Consider the following 17,095-nt stretch of genomic DNA (forward strand, 5'->3'; position numbering starts at 1 on the left):
GCCGCAACTACACTGGCTAACAATACTTTCTTTACTGCTTTCACTAAATACTCTCCATTTTGCCATTTAAGTTCGCTTGTACTTACTGGCTTAACATGCAACTGCTTGAATCGGTATCTTTCCATTTAAAGCAATTGCTAAAAATTTTTACATTCATAACGTTCAGACCGTAAAACTTAGCAAAAAATTGCACGTTAAACGCTAATTTTCTTTTAACCTCAGTACATTTAACGTCAACATTTAAACTCACTCGCGTTACAGCACTAACGGAAAATGTATGTTCTAAACGTTTTGCATGGCTCGTATCCTACCATAGACCTTTTTATTTTATATACGTCGTCACTGAGCCTCGTCGTATACAGCCCCCAATTTATAGCATTCTTTATTTGAATATTTAGCCACGTGGGTGATGACTGTGGATTAAAGTTTGAAGTCGCTCTGTTGCTACATGGGTGTATATTTGAGTCGTTGACAAATCGCTGTGCCCCAACAGCATTTGTACAACACGCAAATCAGCACCGTGATTCAAAAGGTGTGTCGCAAAGGCATGACGCAACGTGTGGGGAGAAAGGTGCTGCTCAATTCCCGCTTTCACCGCATAGTATTTAATGCGATGCCAAAATGTTTGGCGCGTCATTTTCTGTCCACGCTTGCTTAGAAAAACCATATCAGAAGCTTTACTGGCGAGTATCGGTCTTGCTGTTTTAATATAGGTCAGTAGCCATTCTATTGCATCTTCACCAAGGGGCACTAAGCGCTCTTTATTCCCTTTACCCACAACCCTAACTACGCCTTGCTGAAGGCTTATTTGATCCATTGTTAACCCAATAAGCTCACTTACACGAAGGCCGGTCGCGTAAAGCACTTCAAGCATGCTCTTGTCCCGACATTCAATAGGGTCGTCGGTAAGGGGGGCATTTAGCAAATCTTCAACTTGTTGCTCACTGAGTGAAGAAGGCAAAGCTTTGGGTGTTTTCGGATTAGACAGCGCTGAAACTGGGCTGTCTACACGTACCTGCTTACTAATTAGGAATACGAAAAACGCCCGGATAGCGCTAAGCGCACGTTGGGTGCTGCGTGTGGACAGCCCCTTGTCGTGTCGATAGGCTAAATAATCCTGAAGCTGCTCAGTGGTCAGCACAGCGATATCTTTTACGCCTTGATTGTTGCTGAAGATAGCAAGCTTAGTAAGGTCGGTGCGATAGCTCTGCTGAGTATGATCAGACAGTCCTTTCTCAAGCCAAAGCATCTCGATAAAACCATCGATATGCGCCTGACTCGCTGCAGGCACATAAGTTAACTCACGTTGAGTTTTTGCCATCTAAAAGCCACGCTTTTGCTTAATCAGCTCGTAGGCTGATTGAATATCTTGCGCTTTCTTTTTCGCAATTTCCATTGCCTGTTCAGGTAGCCCTTTAGACACCAGCTTATCGGGGTGATGCTCAGACATGCGCTTCCTGTAGGCACGCTTTATTGTCTTTTCATCGTCGGATGCCGCCACACCTAATATGTGATAGGCATCATCTAAACTTTGCTGTTCTGAATAGGCTGATTGGCTGTGCTGACGTTGACCTGAATGAGTGCGTTGTCCTGAGCCAGAGTTAGACCGCTGCCTAAAGCGTATTTCAGCTTCATACATTGAAATTAGATAATCTAAATCACGACGCCTAAAGCCTAGTGGCTTCGCTACTTTTTCAAGTACGTTGTATTCTTCCTGTGAAAGCTGACCGTCGGCGAAAGCGGCTTGAATAAGAATCTCTAAGAATACTTGAAGAATATCCCGTCTACCGTGGCTGGCGTCGTAAAAACCTTTCAACGTATCGACTAAAGGAAAGTCTCGCGCTTTGCCTTCTCTAAATGCATCCTGAGCTTCACGACGGGCATCCCCAGTTAAACGCATCTCGTCCATTAATGCTGTGGCGATTTGAATTTCTCTGTCCGTTACTTTGCCGTCAGACTTAGCAAGATGGCCTAACGCACTAAACAAACTATGAAAGAAAATAGCTTGCTGCTTCAGATTGTCCTGATCGGTAAAAAAGCGCCCAAAGCCACCTAGCTGATTGAAGTCTTGGCGATAGGCTTTATCAAAAAAGTGCCCGACTAACAGCCCTAAGATCGCCCCAGGTATTTTAAGAAACATAAAGCCGAACAAGGCGCCGAGGATTTTTCCCCAAATTGACATCGCGTCATACTCCGTTGGTGCACTGTTTAGAAAGTTGATGTTACTGTAGTGAAATCACGCCGTGCAGAGGCGTTATACCATTAATCATCATATCAAATACATAAGTTAATTAACTAGGGCTTGTGCAGCTTGAAATCAAGCTTACTGCCACTAATTGCCTCCGTCTTTGATGTGTTGTGCATATAAAAGTGCATTTTTTTGTCTGAATGGTTGGTAATTACGACAGAAGTGCTTAGAATTGAGCGCTTATATGAATAGTAATAGCGAGTGAAAGCTACATTAACTCTTTGCCAAGAAGTAATGTGCATTATCACTGTTTTTTTAAACGTTATGTCGAACTAACCGAGACGGACGTCGTCTTACTTGGGTTTAAAAGCAACATACAACAAAACAGGCCGCCCATTAACGCATGAAAAACACCTGCGCCATGCTTGTTTCCGCGACTCTTTTGCCTACAGTCGCGTTTGCACAGGAAACGACAGCTTCAAATTCTAAACCAACGTCAGATGCAGCCCCTCTTGCATTCTGCTCAGTCGAACCTGTTACTTTCAGTAGCCAGGCATTAATGCCCAAAGGCCACGTTAAAGTTGAAGCTAACCGTACTGAAATTATCCAAGATACCGTAGCGCTGTTTTCTGGTAATGTTGATATCACGTCAGATACTGCGGTAATTAGTGCATCTCAAGCACAGATTAACGGAAGTGGCAGAGACCTTATTGCGAAAGGCGACGTAACGTATCAAGACTCGCAGTTAAAAGTAGAAAGTGATGCTGTGACCCTTCGCTCTGAAGAAGAGCGCTTAGAAATGCAAAATACCCGCTATCAGTTGACGGGTTTTGTGGGTCAGGGAGCCGCAAAAGATATTGTATTAGATACAGATACGGGAATTGTGCTCAAAGAAGTTAGCTTCACTACGTGTCCTGAAGGCGATGAAGACTGGTTAATACGCGCCAGTGAAATTAGTTTGGAAAAAGGGACCGTATGGGGCCAAGCCAAACACACACGCTTCTACATTGCCGATGTTCCAGTGTTTTATTTACCGTATTTTGCGTTCCCTGTTAGCAACGAGCGCCAAACGGGCCTATTGTTTCCAGAGTTAACCAGTTCAAGCAGAACGGGCGTCGACTATACGCAGCCCTTTTACTGGAATATTGCCCCCAACTATGACATGACTATCTCACCGCGATTGATGACTCTTCGCGGTCTTCAGCTGAATACTGAGTTCCGTTATCTAACGGAGCGTAGCCAAGGCAAAGCATACGTGGAGTACTTGCCGAGCGACTCAGATATTAGTGGGAACCCTGACCGATATTTTTATCGCTTGGAACATCAAGGGCTTATAGCTGACAACTGGCTACTAAACGTTGATTTCAACGGATTAAGTGACGACAACTATTTAGTAGATCTTGGTTCAGATTATTATGGTCGCGCTGACACCCACCTATATCGTAGCGTTGGATTAAGTTACTACTCGCAGAATCTATCCGTAAATATGCAGATAAAAGATTTTGAAGTACTGGGTAATACTGCAGATAGCTATCGCGCCGTACCCGAGATAAAAGTCAACTACAACAAAGCGATAGGTGAATATTTAGAGTTCAACCTAGACTCAGAAGTCGCACACTTTGACAATACTCTCGATACCGCTCCAACGGCTACTCGTTTTCACGTTGCACCTACTTTAGCGGTGCCGCTTCGCGCAGCATGGGGTGAACTTGTCGCAGAAACCACGCTTTTTCAAACGGTTTATCAACAAGACAATGTTGAAGGAACTGACTTAAAAGAAGATGTTGAACGCACATTAGGACAAGCTCGCCTTTATGGCGCATTATACTTTGAAAGGGATAAATCGTGGTTCAGCGACGATATGTCGATGACTTTAGAGCCAAAGATTCAATATCTTTATACATCGTATGAAGACCAAACTGCGATTGGATTCTATGACTCAACGCCGCTGTTAACCGACGTTGAAGGGTTGTTTAGAGGTCAGGAATTTACTGGCCTTGATAGGATAAGCGATAACAACCAAATCACCCTTGGCGCGACCACACGCATGTTGGATAAAAACAATCGGGAACAATTTGTTCTTAGTGTGGGTCAGATATTCTACCTTGAAGATAACAAAGTCATTGCGGCAACCAAGAATCAAGATCGTTCAGCGCTCGCCGCTGAAGTGGATTGGCGCTTTAATAAAAACTGGTTCTTCCATTCTGATGTGCAAGTGACCACTGACACAGACAAAGTTGACTTAAGCAGCGTGGGTATTGAATACCGCAAAGATGATTCGCGCTTTATTCAATTAAGTCATCGCTATGTTCGCGATCTCAGTGGTGAAACCATAGATCAAATTGGTATTTCGGCAAGCTGGCCTATTTCTGAAAATTGGCAGTGGGTTGGCCGTACTTACCGAGATCTTGAACGCAATAGAAGTGTAGAAACCTATGCAGGTATCCAGTATGAATCATGCTGTTGGGCGGTGCGATTAGTTGCGCAGCGCAGCCTGAACAACCGTTACAATGCTAGCGGCGAACAGACAACAGACGATTTTGATTCTGGAATATCGCTACAATTTATTTTCAAAGGCATCGGGTCATCTGGTACCCAAAGAAGCATGCTTCAAGACGGTATGTTTGGCTATCGTCAGCCTTATAGTTTAAATTAACCCGCAGTTGAGCGCTTACTGCGCTTAAATGCAATCAACCAATAATAAAAGAGTGTGTATGAAGTTCATTATCCGTGCATTGATGTTAGGTGCCCTACTCTCGTTTAACAGTGTTGCGCAAGAGGTCATGCTTGACCGCGTGGCCGTAATTGTTGACCAAGGTGTTGTGCTTGAAAGCGAAATTGATGCCCTTGTACAAGACGTTAAACGCAACGCAGAAGCTAATAATCAACAGCTACCGTCAGATCGTGCGCTTCGTACACAGGCAATTGAGCGTTTAATCACTAAGAGCCTTCAGCTTCAAATGGCAGAGCGTATGGGTATTCGCATTAGCGACCCACAGCTAGAGCAAACCATTAGCAACATTGCAGCGAACCAAAATGCAACGATTGAAGAACTTCGTGCCCAATTAGCGGCAGAAGGTATTGCATACGATGATTACCGCGAAGACATTCGCGAAGAAGTTATCATGGGTGAAGTTCGCCGTGCTAACGTACGTCGCCGTGTTTATATTACACCTCAAGAAATTGAAACCTTGATTGACCTGATGGAACAGCAAGGCGCTACTCAAGCTGAATATCGCTTAGGTCACATTCTTATTGGTTTCCCGCCGGAGCCTACAGATGAAGATATTCAATCGGCACGTGAGCGTGCAGACAAAGTCATTTCACTATTAGAGTCAGGCTCTGATTTTGCTAAAATCGCCATTGCGTCATCATCAGGTAACGAAGCGCTCGAAGGCGGTGACATGGGCTGGCTTAACATTAACGCCATGCCGACGCTTTTTGCTGAAGCTATTCAAAACAAAGACAAAGATGCTCTTGTTGGACCTATTCGAAGCGGTGCAGGCTTTCATATCCTAAAAGTATTAGATACGCGCGGTATTGAGAAAGTCACGGTGGAAGAAGTAAACTCTCGCCACATTCTTGTTAAGCCGTCAATCATTCTTAGCGAAGACAAAGCTAAAGCCATGCTAAACCGCTTCAAGGAAGAGGTGAAAAATGGTGAAGCTGATTTTGCAGAGCTAGCTAAAGAGCATTCAGAAGATCCTGGTTCAGCCCTTCGCGGTGGCGAGCTTGGCTGGTCGGATCCAAATAATTACGTGCCTGAGTTTAAAGACGCACTTGCACAGCTTGAGCCTGGAGAATTTAGTGAACCTGTTCGTACCGTGCACGGCTGGCATTTAATTCAGCTTATTGAACGTCGTATTGATGACGCTACCGATAAGCGCAAAGAAGATAAAGCTTACCAGCTTATCTTCAACCGTAAATTTTCAGAGGAAACCGAGAACTGGTTACGTGAGATGCGTGATGCCGCTTACGTAGAAGTTGTCGACTCGTAACAATAAGTTATTCATGAGTACACCAATTAAAATAGCAATAACGCCGGGAGAACCGGCAGGTATCGGGCCAGATTTGATCATAAAACTGGCCCAGGAAGCATGGCAAGCGCAGCTTGTCGTGTTTGCCGATGGCGAAATGCTCAAAGCACGAGCAAGCGCCTTGGGGCTGCCATTAACGCTAATCGATTACGATGCCACTAACCCGCAAATTCAAGATGCGGGTTCGTTGTTTATAAAGCAAATAGATAAATCCGTTGACGTTATGCCAGGCGAGCTTGATAGCGAAAACGGGTTATACGTAGTAGAAACTCTGCGCCAGGCGTGTCAGGCAAATATGGATGGCGACTTCGACGCCGTCGTTACCGGCCCCGTACACAAAGGCATTATCAACAAAGCAGGGGTATCATTCAGCGGTCATACTGAGTTTTTTGCGTATCAGTCCAATACCATTGATGTGGTTATGCTTCTGGCAACTGAAGGTCTTAATGTAGCGCTTGCCACCACGCATATTCCCCTTGAGTATGTAGCGAAAGCTATCACCCGAGAGCGTCTTCATAAGGTCATTCATATCATCAACACCGACCTTAAATTGAAGTTTGGCGTTAAAGAACCTCACATTTATGTGTGTGGCTTGAACCCTCACGCGGGTGAAGATGGTCACATTGGCACTGAAGAAATTCATACCATCATTCCGGCGCTTAACGAACTAAGAGAAGAAGGCTTAAAGATCACAGGCCCTCTACCTGCAGACACCATATTTCAACCCAAATATCTGGAAAATGCTGACGTAGTGCTGGCTATGTATCACGACCAAGGCTTACCCGTGCTAAAATATAAGGGTTTTGGGGCTTCAGTGAATATCACGCTAGGGTTACCTTTCGTTCGTACATCGGTAGATCACGGTACTGCATTAGACTTAGCAGGAACAGGTGAAGCCGACGCCGGTAGTTTCAGAAAAGCATTGGAAAAAGCCATCGAGCTTGCACATCATCAACAATGAGTAAAAAACACTTAGGCCATACGGCCAGAAAGCGATTCGGACAAAACTTCCTTCACGATGATTACGTGATAGGCAAGATTGTTGCGGCTATCGCGCCAAAAAATGAACAAAACCTGGTAGAAATTGGACCCGGTTTAGGCGCATTAACAGATCCTGTTTGTGAAGAAGTAGATGCACTCACAGTCATTGAGCTAGACAGAGATCTTGCTAAGCGATTGAGACACCATCCATTTAACGGCAATAAGCTAACGGTTATTGAACAAGATGCAATGACCATGGACTTTGGCGCCCTTTCTAAAGAAATGCCAGTCAAAGACAAAAAGCTTCGCGTATTTGGTAACTTGCCCTACAACATTTCGACACCACTAATGTTTCACCTTTTTGATCATGCTCACTGCATAGAAGATATGCATTTTATGCTTCAAAAAGAAGTGGTAAACCGCTTGGCAGCAGGACCAGGTTCTAAGAATTACGGCAGGCTTTCCGTTATGGCGCAGTATTACTGCCACGTCATTCCGGTACTCAATGTTCCGCCGGGTGCCTTTAAGCCACCCCCGAAGGTTGATTCTGCAGTAGTGAAGCTAGTGCCGCATCAGGCTCCGCCAGTAGACGTTGAGTCTGTAAATACGCTTGAGCGCGTCTGTGCGCAAGCGTTCAACCAGCGCCGAAAAACCATTCGCAACTCGCTGAAAGACAGTTTAAGTGAAGAGGAGATCCGTGAGCTAGGTATCGATCCTACCTCTCGCGCAGAAGTATTATCACTTAACGATTTTGCCACAATAGCAAACGCTGTGTCGGCAAAAGAGCACCAACAAGAGCAGTAAGTTCTCTATGGATGTACTTGATATTAAGGTGCGGGTGAAAACCCGTCACCTTCCCGACCACCTTCCGTCAGATTCAAAGCAATTTGCCTTCGCGTACCACATTACGATTGAGAACAATAGCGACCATACGGTGCAATTACTCAGTCGCTACTGGAAAATTACCGATGCAAATGGCAAAACATCAGAAGTTGAAGGTGATGGGGTTGTAGGCAAGCAACCTATCATGAAAGCGGGCGAGCATTTTGACTATACCAGTGGCGCTGTCATTGACACACCGGTTGGGAATATGGAAGGCTACTATGTAATGGAATTAGAGAGCGGCGAGCGTTTTCGCGTTCCTATCGACGTTTTCCGATTAGCCATTCCAAGTATTCTTCATTAAGGTTTCTATGTCGCAAGGTAACACGTACGTCATTGGTGATATACAAGGCTGTTACGATGGTCTTCGTCGCGCGTTAGATAAAGTAAAATTCGACGAAGAAAACGATACGCTACTCGCAGTAGGTGATTTAGTTGCTCGAGGAGAAGATTCTTTGAGCACATTGCGCTTTTTAAAGTCTCTCGGCAGCCAGTTTAGCAGTGTTTTAGGAAACCACGACCTTCACTTACTTGCCGTTGTAAACGGCATCCGCAAAGCAAAAAAATCCGACAAATTAGAGCCTCTACTTAATGCTTCAGACTTGGCCGAACTTATTGACTGGTTGCGTCAGTTCCCGTTGGCAATGAAGTTAGATGAGCAATCAGTAATGGTGCATGCTGGACTCTATCCTAAATGGTCTATCGATGAGTGCGTTTCACTTAGTGACGAAGTTAGCAACATCCTAAAATCCGACAATTACGCTGCTTTTCTTTCAGAAATGTATGGTAATAAACCCAACAACTGGTCAGATAAACTTAAGGGTGATGAGCGACTGCGTTTTATTGTGAATGCGTGTACGCGCATGCGTTTTGTTCATACCGATGGCACACTCGATTTTGATAACAAATCTCATCCCAGCGCAGTATCCCACAGCACTAGTAGCACGTTAAAACCATGGTTTGAAGTAGAGAATAAAAAGCTCGGTGACGATCAACGAGTGGTATTTGGGCATTGGGCAGCTCTGTCGGGCCAAACAAACAGTCATCAATTTATCGGCTTAGATACAGGCTATGTTTGGGGGCAAAGCATGACTTTGCTAAACCTGAACTCCGCTTCGCTTGTTAGTGTTTCTGCCTAAAACCAGAGTTTACTGGCTCCGCAATTATCCAATTCGCACATATTTACGTGTATAATTTTACGCATCAACTGGTATTACCAGTTAAACTTTCTACACTTAAGTGCTAAATAAAATAAACATTAAGTTATTGTAGCCGATACACTTACTTACGATAGTAACGATAATGTCTCATTATCTACTCAGTAATTAAGCAAACTAGCTTCTTTAATCGCTATATTTTGTTTGCTGAGATGGGTAATATCGTTAGGGATAAAAATAAAAAACACTCATCCAGGAGTTCCGATGAAAATAACGGTAGCCACACGCGTAATCGGGGGATTTGTAGCGATTAGCGCACTTCTGATCGTCATTAGTGTTGTTTCACTTTATAACCTCAACTCAATAGGCTCAGCAACGGAAGAAGTAAATGACGTTGCATTACCCACAGTAGCAGGCAGCAATGCACTTAAAGCCAGCTTTCTCAATATGGGCCGACTTACCTTCGAGAGCTACATCGAAGAAGATCTAAATGGCTTAAAAGACAAACGAGCGTCTTTTAACTCTGCCAAAGACACCTTTGAGAGTGAATATAAGAAACTGGCACAGGCCGTTAATAACGAGCCTGAACTAAAGAGCACGCTGAATACTGTACGTGAGTCATATGAAGCATATATCACCAATGTTGAAGCGATGTACAAAAATCACCAAATGTACCTTGATATACGCAACACTATTCAAGACAGACTGGGTGACGCTGAAGACAACGCAGACGATGCATCTACCTACCTTCTAGACTTCTCAGACTTAGATGCTGTTCAGCGCGACCCTAACCTACGACGTGCGGCAGAAATCGGCAGTCAACTTGAGACGTCGCTGCTTTCTTTGCTAACGGTTTCATACGAGTACATTAAAACAGAGACACTGGTTCGTTCACAGACGCTAGGCAACGAAGTTGATTTGGTTGTCGAGAAAGTGGTCACGCAATTAAGCGACATGATGCAAACTGCGGGCGGCCGCGATGATTCTGGTACTCTTGATGATATTAACGACTTGGTTAACAACGCAATCAACGCGATTAAAGCTAACGATGGCGTGGTTCAGCTTCATGTTGATCGTCTAGAGCGCAGAAATGATGCTGAAAAAGCGCTTAACGCTTCAGACTCAAATATCGCGCAAGCGGTTGTCGCTCTAGAGAACCTGCTCAATCTTGCAGACAAGAAAGCGTCACATGTAGAAAGTCAGGTTAACGGCGCCATTGCGACGGGCAACACGTTCGTTATTGTGGTTGTTATTATCTCGATTGCAGTAGCAGCATTTATTGGCTACGTGACCGTTCGCGCAATCACACGTCCGCTTTATCGTGTAAATGAACTTCTGACGGTGGCTTCATCGGGTGACCTTACTCACCGTCTAGACGATTCGGCGCAAGACGAATTTGGTCTTTTAGCCCGAAACTGCAATACGCTAATTGGAAACCTGAAGGAGCTCATTACAGCCATTAACGTTCGTGCTGAACAGCTGGCAGCCGCCTCAGAACAAACGTCTGCAGTGACGGCGCAAACGACGCATTCAATTCAGGATCAGAAATCACAAATTGGCCAAGTAGCAACAGCAACCACAGAAATGCACTCTACGTCGCAGCTGGTTGTGCAAAACGCTGAAGATACACTAAGTCAAATTCGCCATGCGGATGCTGAGGCTGAGAACGTGCGCCAAATCTCACTAGAGAATAAGAACACCATTGAGATCTTATCTCGTGACGTTCAAGAAGCGGCAGACGTTATCAATAAGCTTCATCAAGACAGCGCAAGCATTGGTGGCATCTTAGACGTTATCCGTGGTGTTGCAGATCAAACCAACCTGCTCGCCTTGAATGCTGCTATTGAGGCAGCGCGTGCCGGTGAACAAGGTCGAGGCTTTGCGGTTGTTGCTGATGAAGTGAGAACCCTTGCCAGCCGAACTCAAGAATCGACACAAGAAATCAACGCTATGATTGAAGTGCTTCAAGCGGGTGCTGAAAAAGCGGTATCGGTGATGAATCAAGGTAAAGAGCAAACTGCGGCGTGTGTGGCACAAACTGAAAAGGCTACACAGGCATTGGATATCATCTCAGACGCCGTTCACAAAGCCCATGACGTGAGCTCTCAAATTGAGCAGTCTGCCCGTGAACAGAATACGGTATCACAAGAGATCAGCGAAAAGCTTGAAACTATTGTGGGTATCGCTGAAGAGACGACAGCTGGAGCACAGCAAACGTCTGAGTCTAGCCATGAAGTGGCTCGACTTGCTGAAGAGTTACAACAGTCTATCAGACAGTTTAAAGTGTAACGCTTTTTACAAACCTGTTTTAAGAAGGGGCTTTTAGCCCCTTTTTTGTGTCTAACAATTAATCTGGCACACTTTAGGAATGCATAGATAGTTACTTTAGAACCGTTTAACTGAGCATTAATCGGCTTTAATTCGTATAAGGACTATTCGTAACAAACCACTAAAAAAGAATGATATTTTCCCGTTTTCGCTTGCCTCTTTTCATTACTACTTTATTGGTGTCAACAATGATCCAGGCTGAGCCATCATATTACAAAGATACAGAAACCCTTCCCTATTCCATTATCGAGACCCTTGATGAAGATATTGAAGTGAGGCATTACAATGAAGCGTTAGGCGTAATGTCCAGTGGAAATGAAGATAACGGAGCATTTCAGCTACTCTTTAATTATATCTCTGGTGAGAATACATCCAGTAGCAATGTGTCAATGACGTCCCCCGTAGAAGTTGGAAAGCGCTCTCAAGAAATTGCAATGACCTCTCCTGTCGAAGTCTCATCTTCAGAAACAATGATGTTTTTCTTACCCAGCAAATATGACATTAAAAGCGCTCCTGTGCCTACGCACAAAGATGTATCGCTGGTTACTGTACCAGCGAGAACGGTAGCCGCTATTCGTTATTCAGGTTTTAACAAGGACAGCGATAAGAAGCAGTATACCAATAAACTGCTTAAAGCCCTTAGGGACAATAATATTGAGCTTGATGGTGAACCTAGCTATATGGGCTACGACTCGCCTTTCACCCTACCGTGGAATAAACGTCACGAAATCATTGTACCGGTCGACATTTTGAAATCATCTACAAACTGATGTGAAATAAAAACGGCCGCCTTTAAGGCGACCGTTTTTTGGGGTCATTCAGCACAGTAGGTGCTTATTCAAATAACGCCGTGTGAAGCTTGCGAACCACGTCGTCACTGTCGGTCTCGTTAACCAAGAACGATAGGTTGTGCGGGTTGGCGCCAAAGCAAATCATACGCAGGTTGAAATCTGAAACCGCAGCTAAAATCTTGCTAGAAACACCTACAGCGGTTTGCATGTTGTTACCTACAACCGTGACAAGGTCGTAACCTTTTTCTACTTTCACATCACAGATAGTTTCAAGTTCAGCAATGGTTTCTTTGTTTAGTCGCTGAGCCACAGAGTTTGCAGGGTTATCAAGGGTGAAAGATACCGAGATTTCTGACGTGGTAACCAAATCAACACTTAGCTTGTGCTTAGCGATGATGGCAAATACCTGCTGTAGGAAGCCTTGCGCATACATCATCTTCGGTGTTTTCACTGTCACCATTACCTGCTCTTTACGGCGAGTAATAGCGCGATACGGTGGTTCGTGCTCACAATCACGCACAATCCAAGTACCGCCCTTTTCTGGCTCCTTACTAGAGCCTACAAACACCTTTATGTCCTTGCGAAGCGCAGGCTCCATAGTGGCAGGATGTAGTACCTTGGCACCAAAGGTGGCCATTTCCGCCGCTTCTTCAAAGCTGAGTTCAGGTAACGGATGAGCGGCTGGCGTAATGCGCGGATCAGTTGTGTACACCCCTGTTACATCAGTCCAAATCTCACACGATTCGGCATCAAGCGCTTCAGCAAGTAGCGCCGCCGTAAAATCTGAACCACCACGACCTAGCGTTGTAGTACGGCCTTCCTCGTCAGCACCAACAAAGCCTTGAGTAACCACTATCGCGTCTTTAATTTCAGGTGCCAGCAATTGTTTAGACAGCTTTTCGATTTCTTCGATTTGCGGCGCACCTTCTCCAAACTCACTGTCCGTACGTAACACCTTACGTACGTCAAAGTTCATGGTTTTTACGCCCTGCTCTGCAAGCACTGAAGAGAACATCAGCGATGACATCCGCTCCCCCATTGAAAGCAGCTGATCTTTTAAATCATCACGGTGAAGGATTTCTTCATGAAACGCTAAGCTTCGCATTTCATCTAACAAATCGTTGAGTTTTGGCTCAACCGCGTCTTTATCTTTCAACTTGTTAAGAATGGCAAGCTCAATATTGATAATGGCCTGACAAGTCTCTTCAATTTGCTGTTGCGTCATAGGTGTGTGCGCTAAGCTTACCAGGTGATTGGTTACACCTGCCGCAGCGCTCACTACCACAATGCGCGTTTTGTCATTACCGGCAACAATTCGGGCGCAGTTTTGCATTACTTCGTAATTCGCAACGCTAGTTCCACCGAACTTAGCTATCGATAAGGCATTTGTCACTATATTTAACTCCAGAATAAAACTAGCATTTCGCTAGCAGCAACCGCGCCTTTTGCGCGGTTAATCAATCGTTATTTGGTCGCCTACTTTAATATTATTCTCGGCAAACCACCCTTGGTTCATTTCCAACGCGTAAAGTACCTCTTTCGATGATCCGACCGACTCCAAACTATGCGGAGTGAGAGGTTTTATATCCGTTATTACGCCTTTTCTGTCGATAAATGCTACGTCTAGAGGAACAAAGGTATTTTTCATCCACATGCCCGCAAACTTTGGGCTAGAAAACTTAAAAAACATACCGCAGTCTTCACACAAGGCTTTGCGAAACATAAGGCCCTGTGCGCGTTGTTCAAAGGTTTTGGCATACTCAACTTCATAGTGCTTGCCGCCAATCTCAAGTGTAATGGATTCAAAGTCCACTGAATTCAGCGACGATACAGGGTCAACCTGCGCTTTTGCACACCCTAAGGTTAATACAAGTGCAGCAACAATAAAGAAAGATTTTCCCATTAGACATTCCTTTTCGCCATAAAAAAAGCCGGTCACCTTAACGGTCACCGGCTTTGTAGTTTATACACTATTTTAAGCAACATTCAATGTTGGAATAATGCGCGCTTTTGCTTCTTCCTCAGCCTTTTTAAAGCTAGGCATTTTGTCGAAGTTTAAGTAGCGGAATACTTCACCCGACATTGCGTTAATTTTGCTGGCGTATTCCATGTACTCTTCAGCAGTTGGGATGCACCCAACGATGGCACCCACAGCAGCAAGCTCGGCTGAGGTCAAATAAACATTCGCCCCATCGCCCAAGCGGTTAGGGAAGTTTCGAGTGGATGTTGAAAGCACTGTTGTGCCCGCATCAACCCGTGCTTGGTTACCCATACATAGTGAGCAGCCCGGCATTTCCGTACGCACACCTACACGACCATAAATGTTGTAATAGCCCTCTTCCATTAATTGAGCTTTGTCCATCTTAGTCGGTGGTGACATCCATAAACGGGTGGGCAGTGTTTTGTTGTACTGCTCAAGTAGCTTACCGGCTGCGCGGAAGTGACCAATGTTTGTCATACATGAACCAATAAATACCTCGTCTACCTTATCGCCTGCAACGTCAGATAAGGTTTTCGCATCGTCAGGATCATTAGGGCAGCACACAATTGGCTCTTTAATATCGTTAAGGTCAATTTCGATTACCTCAGCGTACTCAGCATCTGCATCGGCGCGCATCAACTCTGGGTTAGCTAACCATTCTTCCATTTTTTGCGCTCGACGCTCTAGCGTACGAGGGTCGCCATAACCTTCGTTAATCATCCAGCGAAGCATGGTAATGTTTGAACGCAGGTATTCAGCAATCGACGCTTCAGATAGATTGATAGTACAACCTGCTGCAGAACGCTCCGCCGACGCGTCAGAAAGCTCGAACGCCTGTTCTACGGTTAAGTTCTCTAGTCCTTCGATTTCTAAAATACGGCCAGAGAAGGCGTTGATCTTGCCTTTTTTCTCGACCGTCAACAGGCCTTGTTTGATGGCGTATAGCGGAATGGCGTGTACTAGGTCGCGTAGCGTAATACCCGGCTGCATTTCTCCCTTAAATCGCACTAGTACCGACTCGGGCATATCTAGCGGCATAACGCCAGTAGCCGCAGCGAACGCGACCAGACCTGAACCCGCAGGGAATGAAATACCTAATGGGAAGCGGGTATGGGAGTCACCACCTGTGCCTACTGTGTCTGGCAGCAGCATGCGGTTTAACCAGCTGTGAATAATGCCATCGCCAGGACGAAGCGATACACCACCGCGATTCATTATAAAATCAGGTAGCGTGTGCTGCGTTTCTATATCCACCGGCTTTGGATAAGCGGCAGTGTGACAGAATGATTGCATGGTTAAATCGGCAGTAAAGCCAAGACAAGCTAGATCTTTGAGTTCATCGCGAGTCATAGGGCCTGTAGTATCTTGTGAACCCACGGTAGTCATTTTAGGTTCGCAGTAGGTGCCTGGACGAATACCTTCAACACCACACGCCTTACCCACCATTTTTTGGGCAAGCGAGAAACCCGCGCCGCTGTCTTTTGGTTGTTCAGGTTTTCTGAATAAGTCCGTCGGGCCTAAGCCTAATGTCTCACGCGCTTTCTCGGTAAGACCACGACCAATAATCAGGTTGATACGCCCACCTGCGCGCACTTCATCCAGAATCACTTTCGACTTATAGCTGTATTCAGCGAGAAGTTCACCGGTTTCGTGGTTGGTGATTTTTCCTTCAAACGGGTAGATGTCTATCACATCACCCATGTTCATTTTGTCTACATCAGCTTCAAACACCAATGCACCGGCGTCTTCCATTGTGTTGAAGAAGATAGGCGCGACTTTTGAACCAATGCACACACCACCGCCTCGTTTATTAGGCACACCCGGTAAGTCTTCACCAAAGAACCACAATACAGAGTTAGTTGCCGACTTGCGTGACGAGCCTGTACCGACTACATCACCGACAAACGCCACGGGATACCCCTTACTTTTGACTTCTTCTATTTGCGCCATTGGGCCTTTAACACCAGGCTCTTCTGGCTCTAGACCTTCGCGGGGCATTTTATAAGCTGCCAGGGCGTGCAGAGGAATATCTGGGCGAGACCATGCGTCCGGGGCTGGCGACAAATCATCAGTATTGGTTTCACCTGTCACCTTAAATACGGTATAGGTGATTTTATCGTCCATTAACTTGCGCGATGTAAACCATTCACCTTCCGCCCAAGATTTAATGATGTCAGTGGCGTATTCATTACCCGCTTTGTGCTTTTCTTCCACATCGTGATAAGCATCAAACATTAAAAGGGTGTGTTTTAGCTCTTTGGCCGCCAACGGCGCAAGCGCCTCGTCATCAAGTAGCTCAACTAAGGTGGCAATGTTATAGCCACCATGCATATTACCTAATAACTCAACGGCTTTTTCTTTAGAGATAAGCTCACAACTGTCTTCGCCTTTAGCGATTGCACTTAAAAAACCCGCTTTAACGTAGGCCGCTTCATCAACCCCAGGCGGTACGCGTTCTGAAATCAGTTCTAAAAGGAATTCGCCTTCACCCTCTGGCGGATTCTTTAATAAATCTACAAGGGCTGCTACCTGTTCAGCATTAAGTGGTTTTGGTGGAATATTTTGAGCGGCACGTTCTTCAACGTGATTGCGGTAGTCTTGTAACACAGTCTCTTCCTCTAAGTTAGCTTGCGCAATGGGAGTAAACGGTCTTGTACGCACTTGACGCAAGGTGTGTTTAATAAATCATCAACAGTATAACTTCACGGACTCATTTTTTAAATTTTAAGCCCTTTTAATTCACTTATAAT

General features: G+C 45.2%; 13 protein-coding genes. 8 read left to right on the forward strand and 5 right to left on the reverse strand.

Annotated elements, in window-relative coordinates:
- Nucleotides 1–394: 394 nt before the first annotated feature.
- Both xerD and djlA read right to left on the reverse strand, forming a co-directional pair.
- A complete protein-coding gene (gene xerD / locus BIZ39_RS01555; protein ID WP_061094239.1) occupies nucleotides 395–1,321 on the reverse strand; it encodes a site-specific tyrosine recombinase XerD in 927 nt (308 codons plus the stop codon).
- Nucleotides 1,322–2,182: a co-chaperone DjlA gene (gene djlA, locus BIZ39_RS01560; RefSeq protein WP_014948312.1), complete on the reverse strand. Its 861-nt coding sequence runs from the start codon at nucleotides 2,180–2,182 to the stop codon at nucleotides 1,322–1,324. It abuts the gene before it with no gap.
- Nucleotides 2,183–2,591: 409 nt separating this feature from the next.
- Here djlA and lptD point away from each other — a divergent pair, with 409 nt between their 5' ends.
- From lptD to BIZ39_RS01600, 8 genes are all read left to right on the forward strand, one after another.
- On the forward strand, nucleotides 2,592–4,844 hold the full coding sequence (gene lptD, locus BIZ39_RS01565; protein ID WP_187446181.1) for an LPS assembly protein LptD: 2,253 nt from the start codon (nucleotides 2,592–2,594) through the stop codon (nucleotides 4,842–4,844).
- A gap of 28 nt (nucleotides 4,845–4,872) precedes the next feature.
- Entirely contained in the window at nucleotides 4,873–6,186 is a 1,314-nt protein-coding gene (gene surA / locus BIZ39_RS01570) for a peptidylprolyl isomerase SurA (protein ID WP_258312597.1), read from the forward strand.
- Between the two features lie 13 nt (nucleotides 6,187–6,199).
- Nucleotides 6,200–7,186: a 4-hydroxythreonine-4-phosphate dehydrogenase PdxA gene (gene pdxA / locus BIZ39_RS01575; protein WP_187446182.1), complete on the forward strand. Its 987-nt coding sequence runs from the start codon at nucleotides 6,200–6,202 to the stop codon at nucleotides 7,184–7,186.
- The gene (rsmA, locus tag BIZ39_RS01580; protein WP_187446183.1) at nucleotides 7,183–8,010 is read left to right on the forward strand and encodes a 16S rRNA (adenine(1518)-N(6)/adenine(1519)-N(6))-dimethyltransferase RsmA; all 828 of its coding nucleotides are present in this window, start codon (nucleotides 7,183–7,185) and stop codon (nucleotides 8,008–8,010) included. Before pdxA ends, rsmA begins: the two co-directional genes overlap by 4 nt.
- Nucleotides 8,011–8,017: 7 nt before the next feature.
- Nucleotides 8,018–8,392 carry a Co2+/Mg2+ efflux protein ApaG gene (gene apaG, locus BIZ39_RS01585; RefSeq protein ID WP_014948307.1) on the forward strand — a complete coding sequence of 125 codons (375 nt, stop codon included), beginning with the start codon at nucleotides 8,018–8,020 and terminating at the stop codon, nucleotides 8,390–8,392.
- A gap of 7 nt (nucleotides 8,393–8,399) precedes the next feature.
- Nucleotides 8,400–9,227, forward strand: coding sequence for a symmetrical bis(5'-nucleosyl)-tetraphosphatase (locus tag BIZ39_RS01590; RefSeq protein WP_156085947.1), 828 nt, complete (start codon nucleotides 8,400–8,402; stop codon nucleotides 9,225–9,227).
- Nucleotides 9,228–9,509: 282 nt separating this feature from the next.
- Nucleotides 9,510–11,534 (forward strand): methyl-accepting chemotaxis protein, encoded by a 2,025-nt coding sequence (locus BIZ39_RS01595; RefSeq protein ID WP_014948305.1) that lies wholly within the window; start codon nucleotides 9,510–9,512, stop codon nucleotides 11,532–11,534.
- A 227-nt stretch (nucleotides 11,535–11,761) separates the two neighbouring features.
- Nucleotides 11,762–12,343: an SOUL family heme-binding protein gene (locus BIZ39_RS01600; protein WP_014975692.1), complete on the forward strand. Its 582-nt coding sequence runs from the start codon at nucleotides 11,762–11,764 to the stop codon at nucleotides 12,341–12,343.
- Nucleotides 12,344–12,407: 64 nt separating this feature from the next.
- Here the strand turns inward: BIZ39_RS01600 and lysC are convergent, their stop codons facing one another.
- The 3 genes from lysC to acnB form a co-directional block, all read right to left on the reverse strand.
- Entirely contained in the window at nucleotides 12,408–13,757 is a 1,350-nt protein-coding gene (gene lysC / locus BIZ39_RS01605; RefSeq protein ID WP_014948303.1) for a lysine-sensitive aspartokinase 3, read from the reverse strand.
- A 60-nt stretch (nucleotides 13,758–13,817) separates the two neighbouring features.
- Nucleotides 13,818–14,267 carry a DUF192 domain-containing protein gene (locus BIZ39_RS01610; RefSeq protein ID WP_014948302.1) on the reverse strand — a complete coding sequence of 150 codons (450 nt, stop codon included), beginning with the start codon at nucleotides 14,265–14,267 and terminating at the stop codon, nucleotides 13,818–13,820.
- 72 nt (nucleotides 14,268–14,339) lie between these two features.
- A complete protein-coding gene (gene acnB, locus BIZ39_RS01615) occupies nucleotides 14,340–16,952 on the reverse strand; it encodes a bifunctional aconitate hydratase 2/2-methylisocitrate dehydratase (RefSeq protein WP_187446184.1) in 2,613 nt (870 codons plus the stop codon).
- Nucleotides 16,953–17,095 lie beyond the last annotated feature (143 nt).

Source organism: Alteromonas sp. BZK5 (assembly GCF_014349115.1).
Classification (GTDB): domain Bacteria; phylum Pseudomonadota; class Gammaproteobacteria; order Enterobacterales; family Alteromonadaceae; genus Alteromonas; species Alteromonas macleodii.

Bases quoted from the DNA above. Each gene is read 5' to 3' on its own strand.
- xerD (WP_061094239.1), bottom strand. From the start codon at position 1,321: ATGGCAAAAACTCAACGTGAGTTAACTTATGTGCCTGCAGCGAGTCAG.
- djlA (WP_014948312.1), bottom strand. From the start codon at position 2,182: ATGTCAATTTGGGGAAAAATCCTCGGCGCCTTGTTCGGCTTTATGTTT.
- lptD (WP_187446181.1), top strand. From the start codon at position 2,592: ATGAAAAACACCTGCGCCATGCTTGTTTCCGCGACTCTTTTGCCTACA.
- surA (WP_258312597.1), top strand. From the start codon at position 4,873: ATGCAATCAACCAATAATAAAAGAGTGTGTATGAAGTTCATTATCCGT.
- pdxA (WP_187446182.1), top strand. From the start codon at position 6,200: ATGAGTACACCAATTAAAATAGCAATAACGCCGGGAGAACCGGCAGGT.
- rsmA (WP_187446183.1), top strand. From the start codon at position 7,183: ATGAGTAAAAAACACTTAGGCCATACGGCCAGAAAGCGATTCGGACAA.
- apaG (WP_014948307.1), top strand. From the start codon at position 8,018: ATGGATGTACTTGATATTAAGGTGCGGGTGAAAACCCGTCACCTTCCC.
- BIZ39_RS01590 (WP_156085947.1), top strand. From the start codon at position 8,400: ATGTCGCAAGGTAACACGTACGTCATTGGTGATATACAAGGCTGTTAC.
- BIZ39_RS01595 (WP_014948305.1), top strand. From the start codon at position 9,510: ATGAAAATAACGGTAGCCACACGCGTAATCGGGGGATTTGTAGCGATT.
- BIZ39_RS01600 (WP_014975692.1), top strand. From the start codon at position 11,762: ATGATCCAGGCTGAGCCATCATATTACAAAGATACAGAAACCCTTCCC.
- BIZ39_RS01610 (WP_014948302.1), bottom strand. From the start codon at position 14,267: ATGGGAAAATCTTTCTTTATTGTTGCTGCACTTGTATTAACCTTAGGG.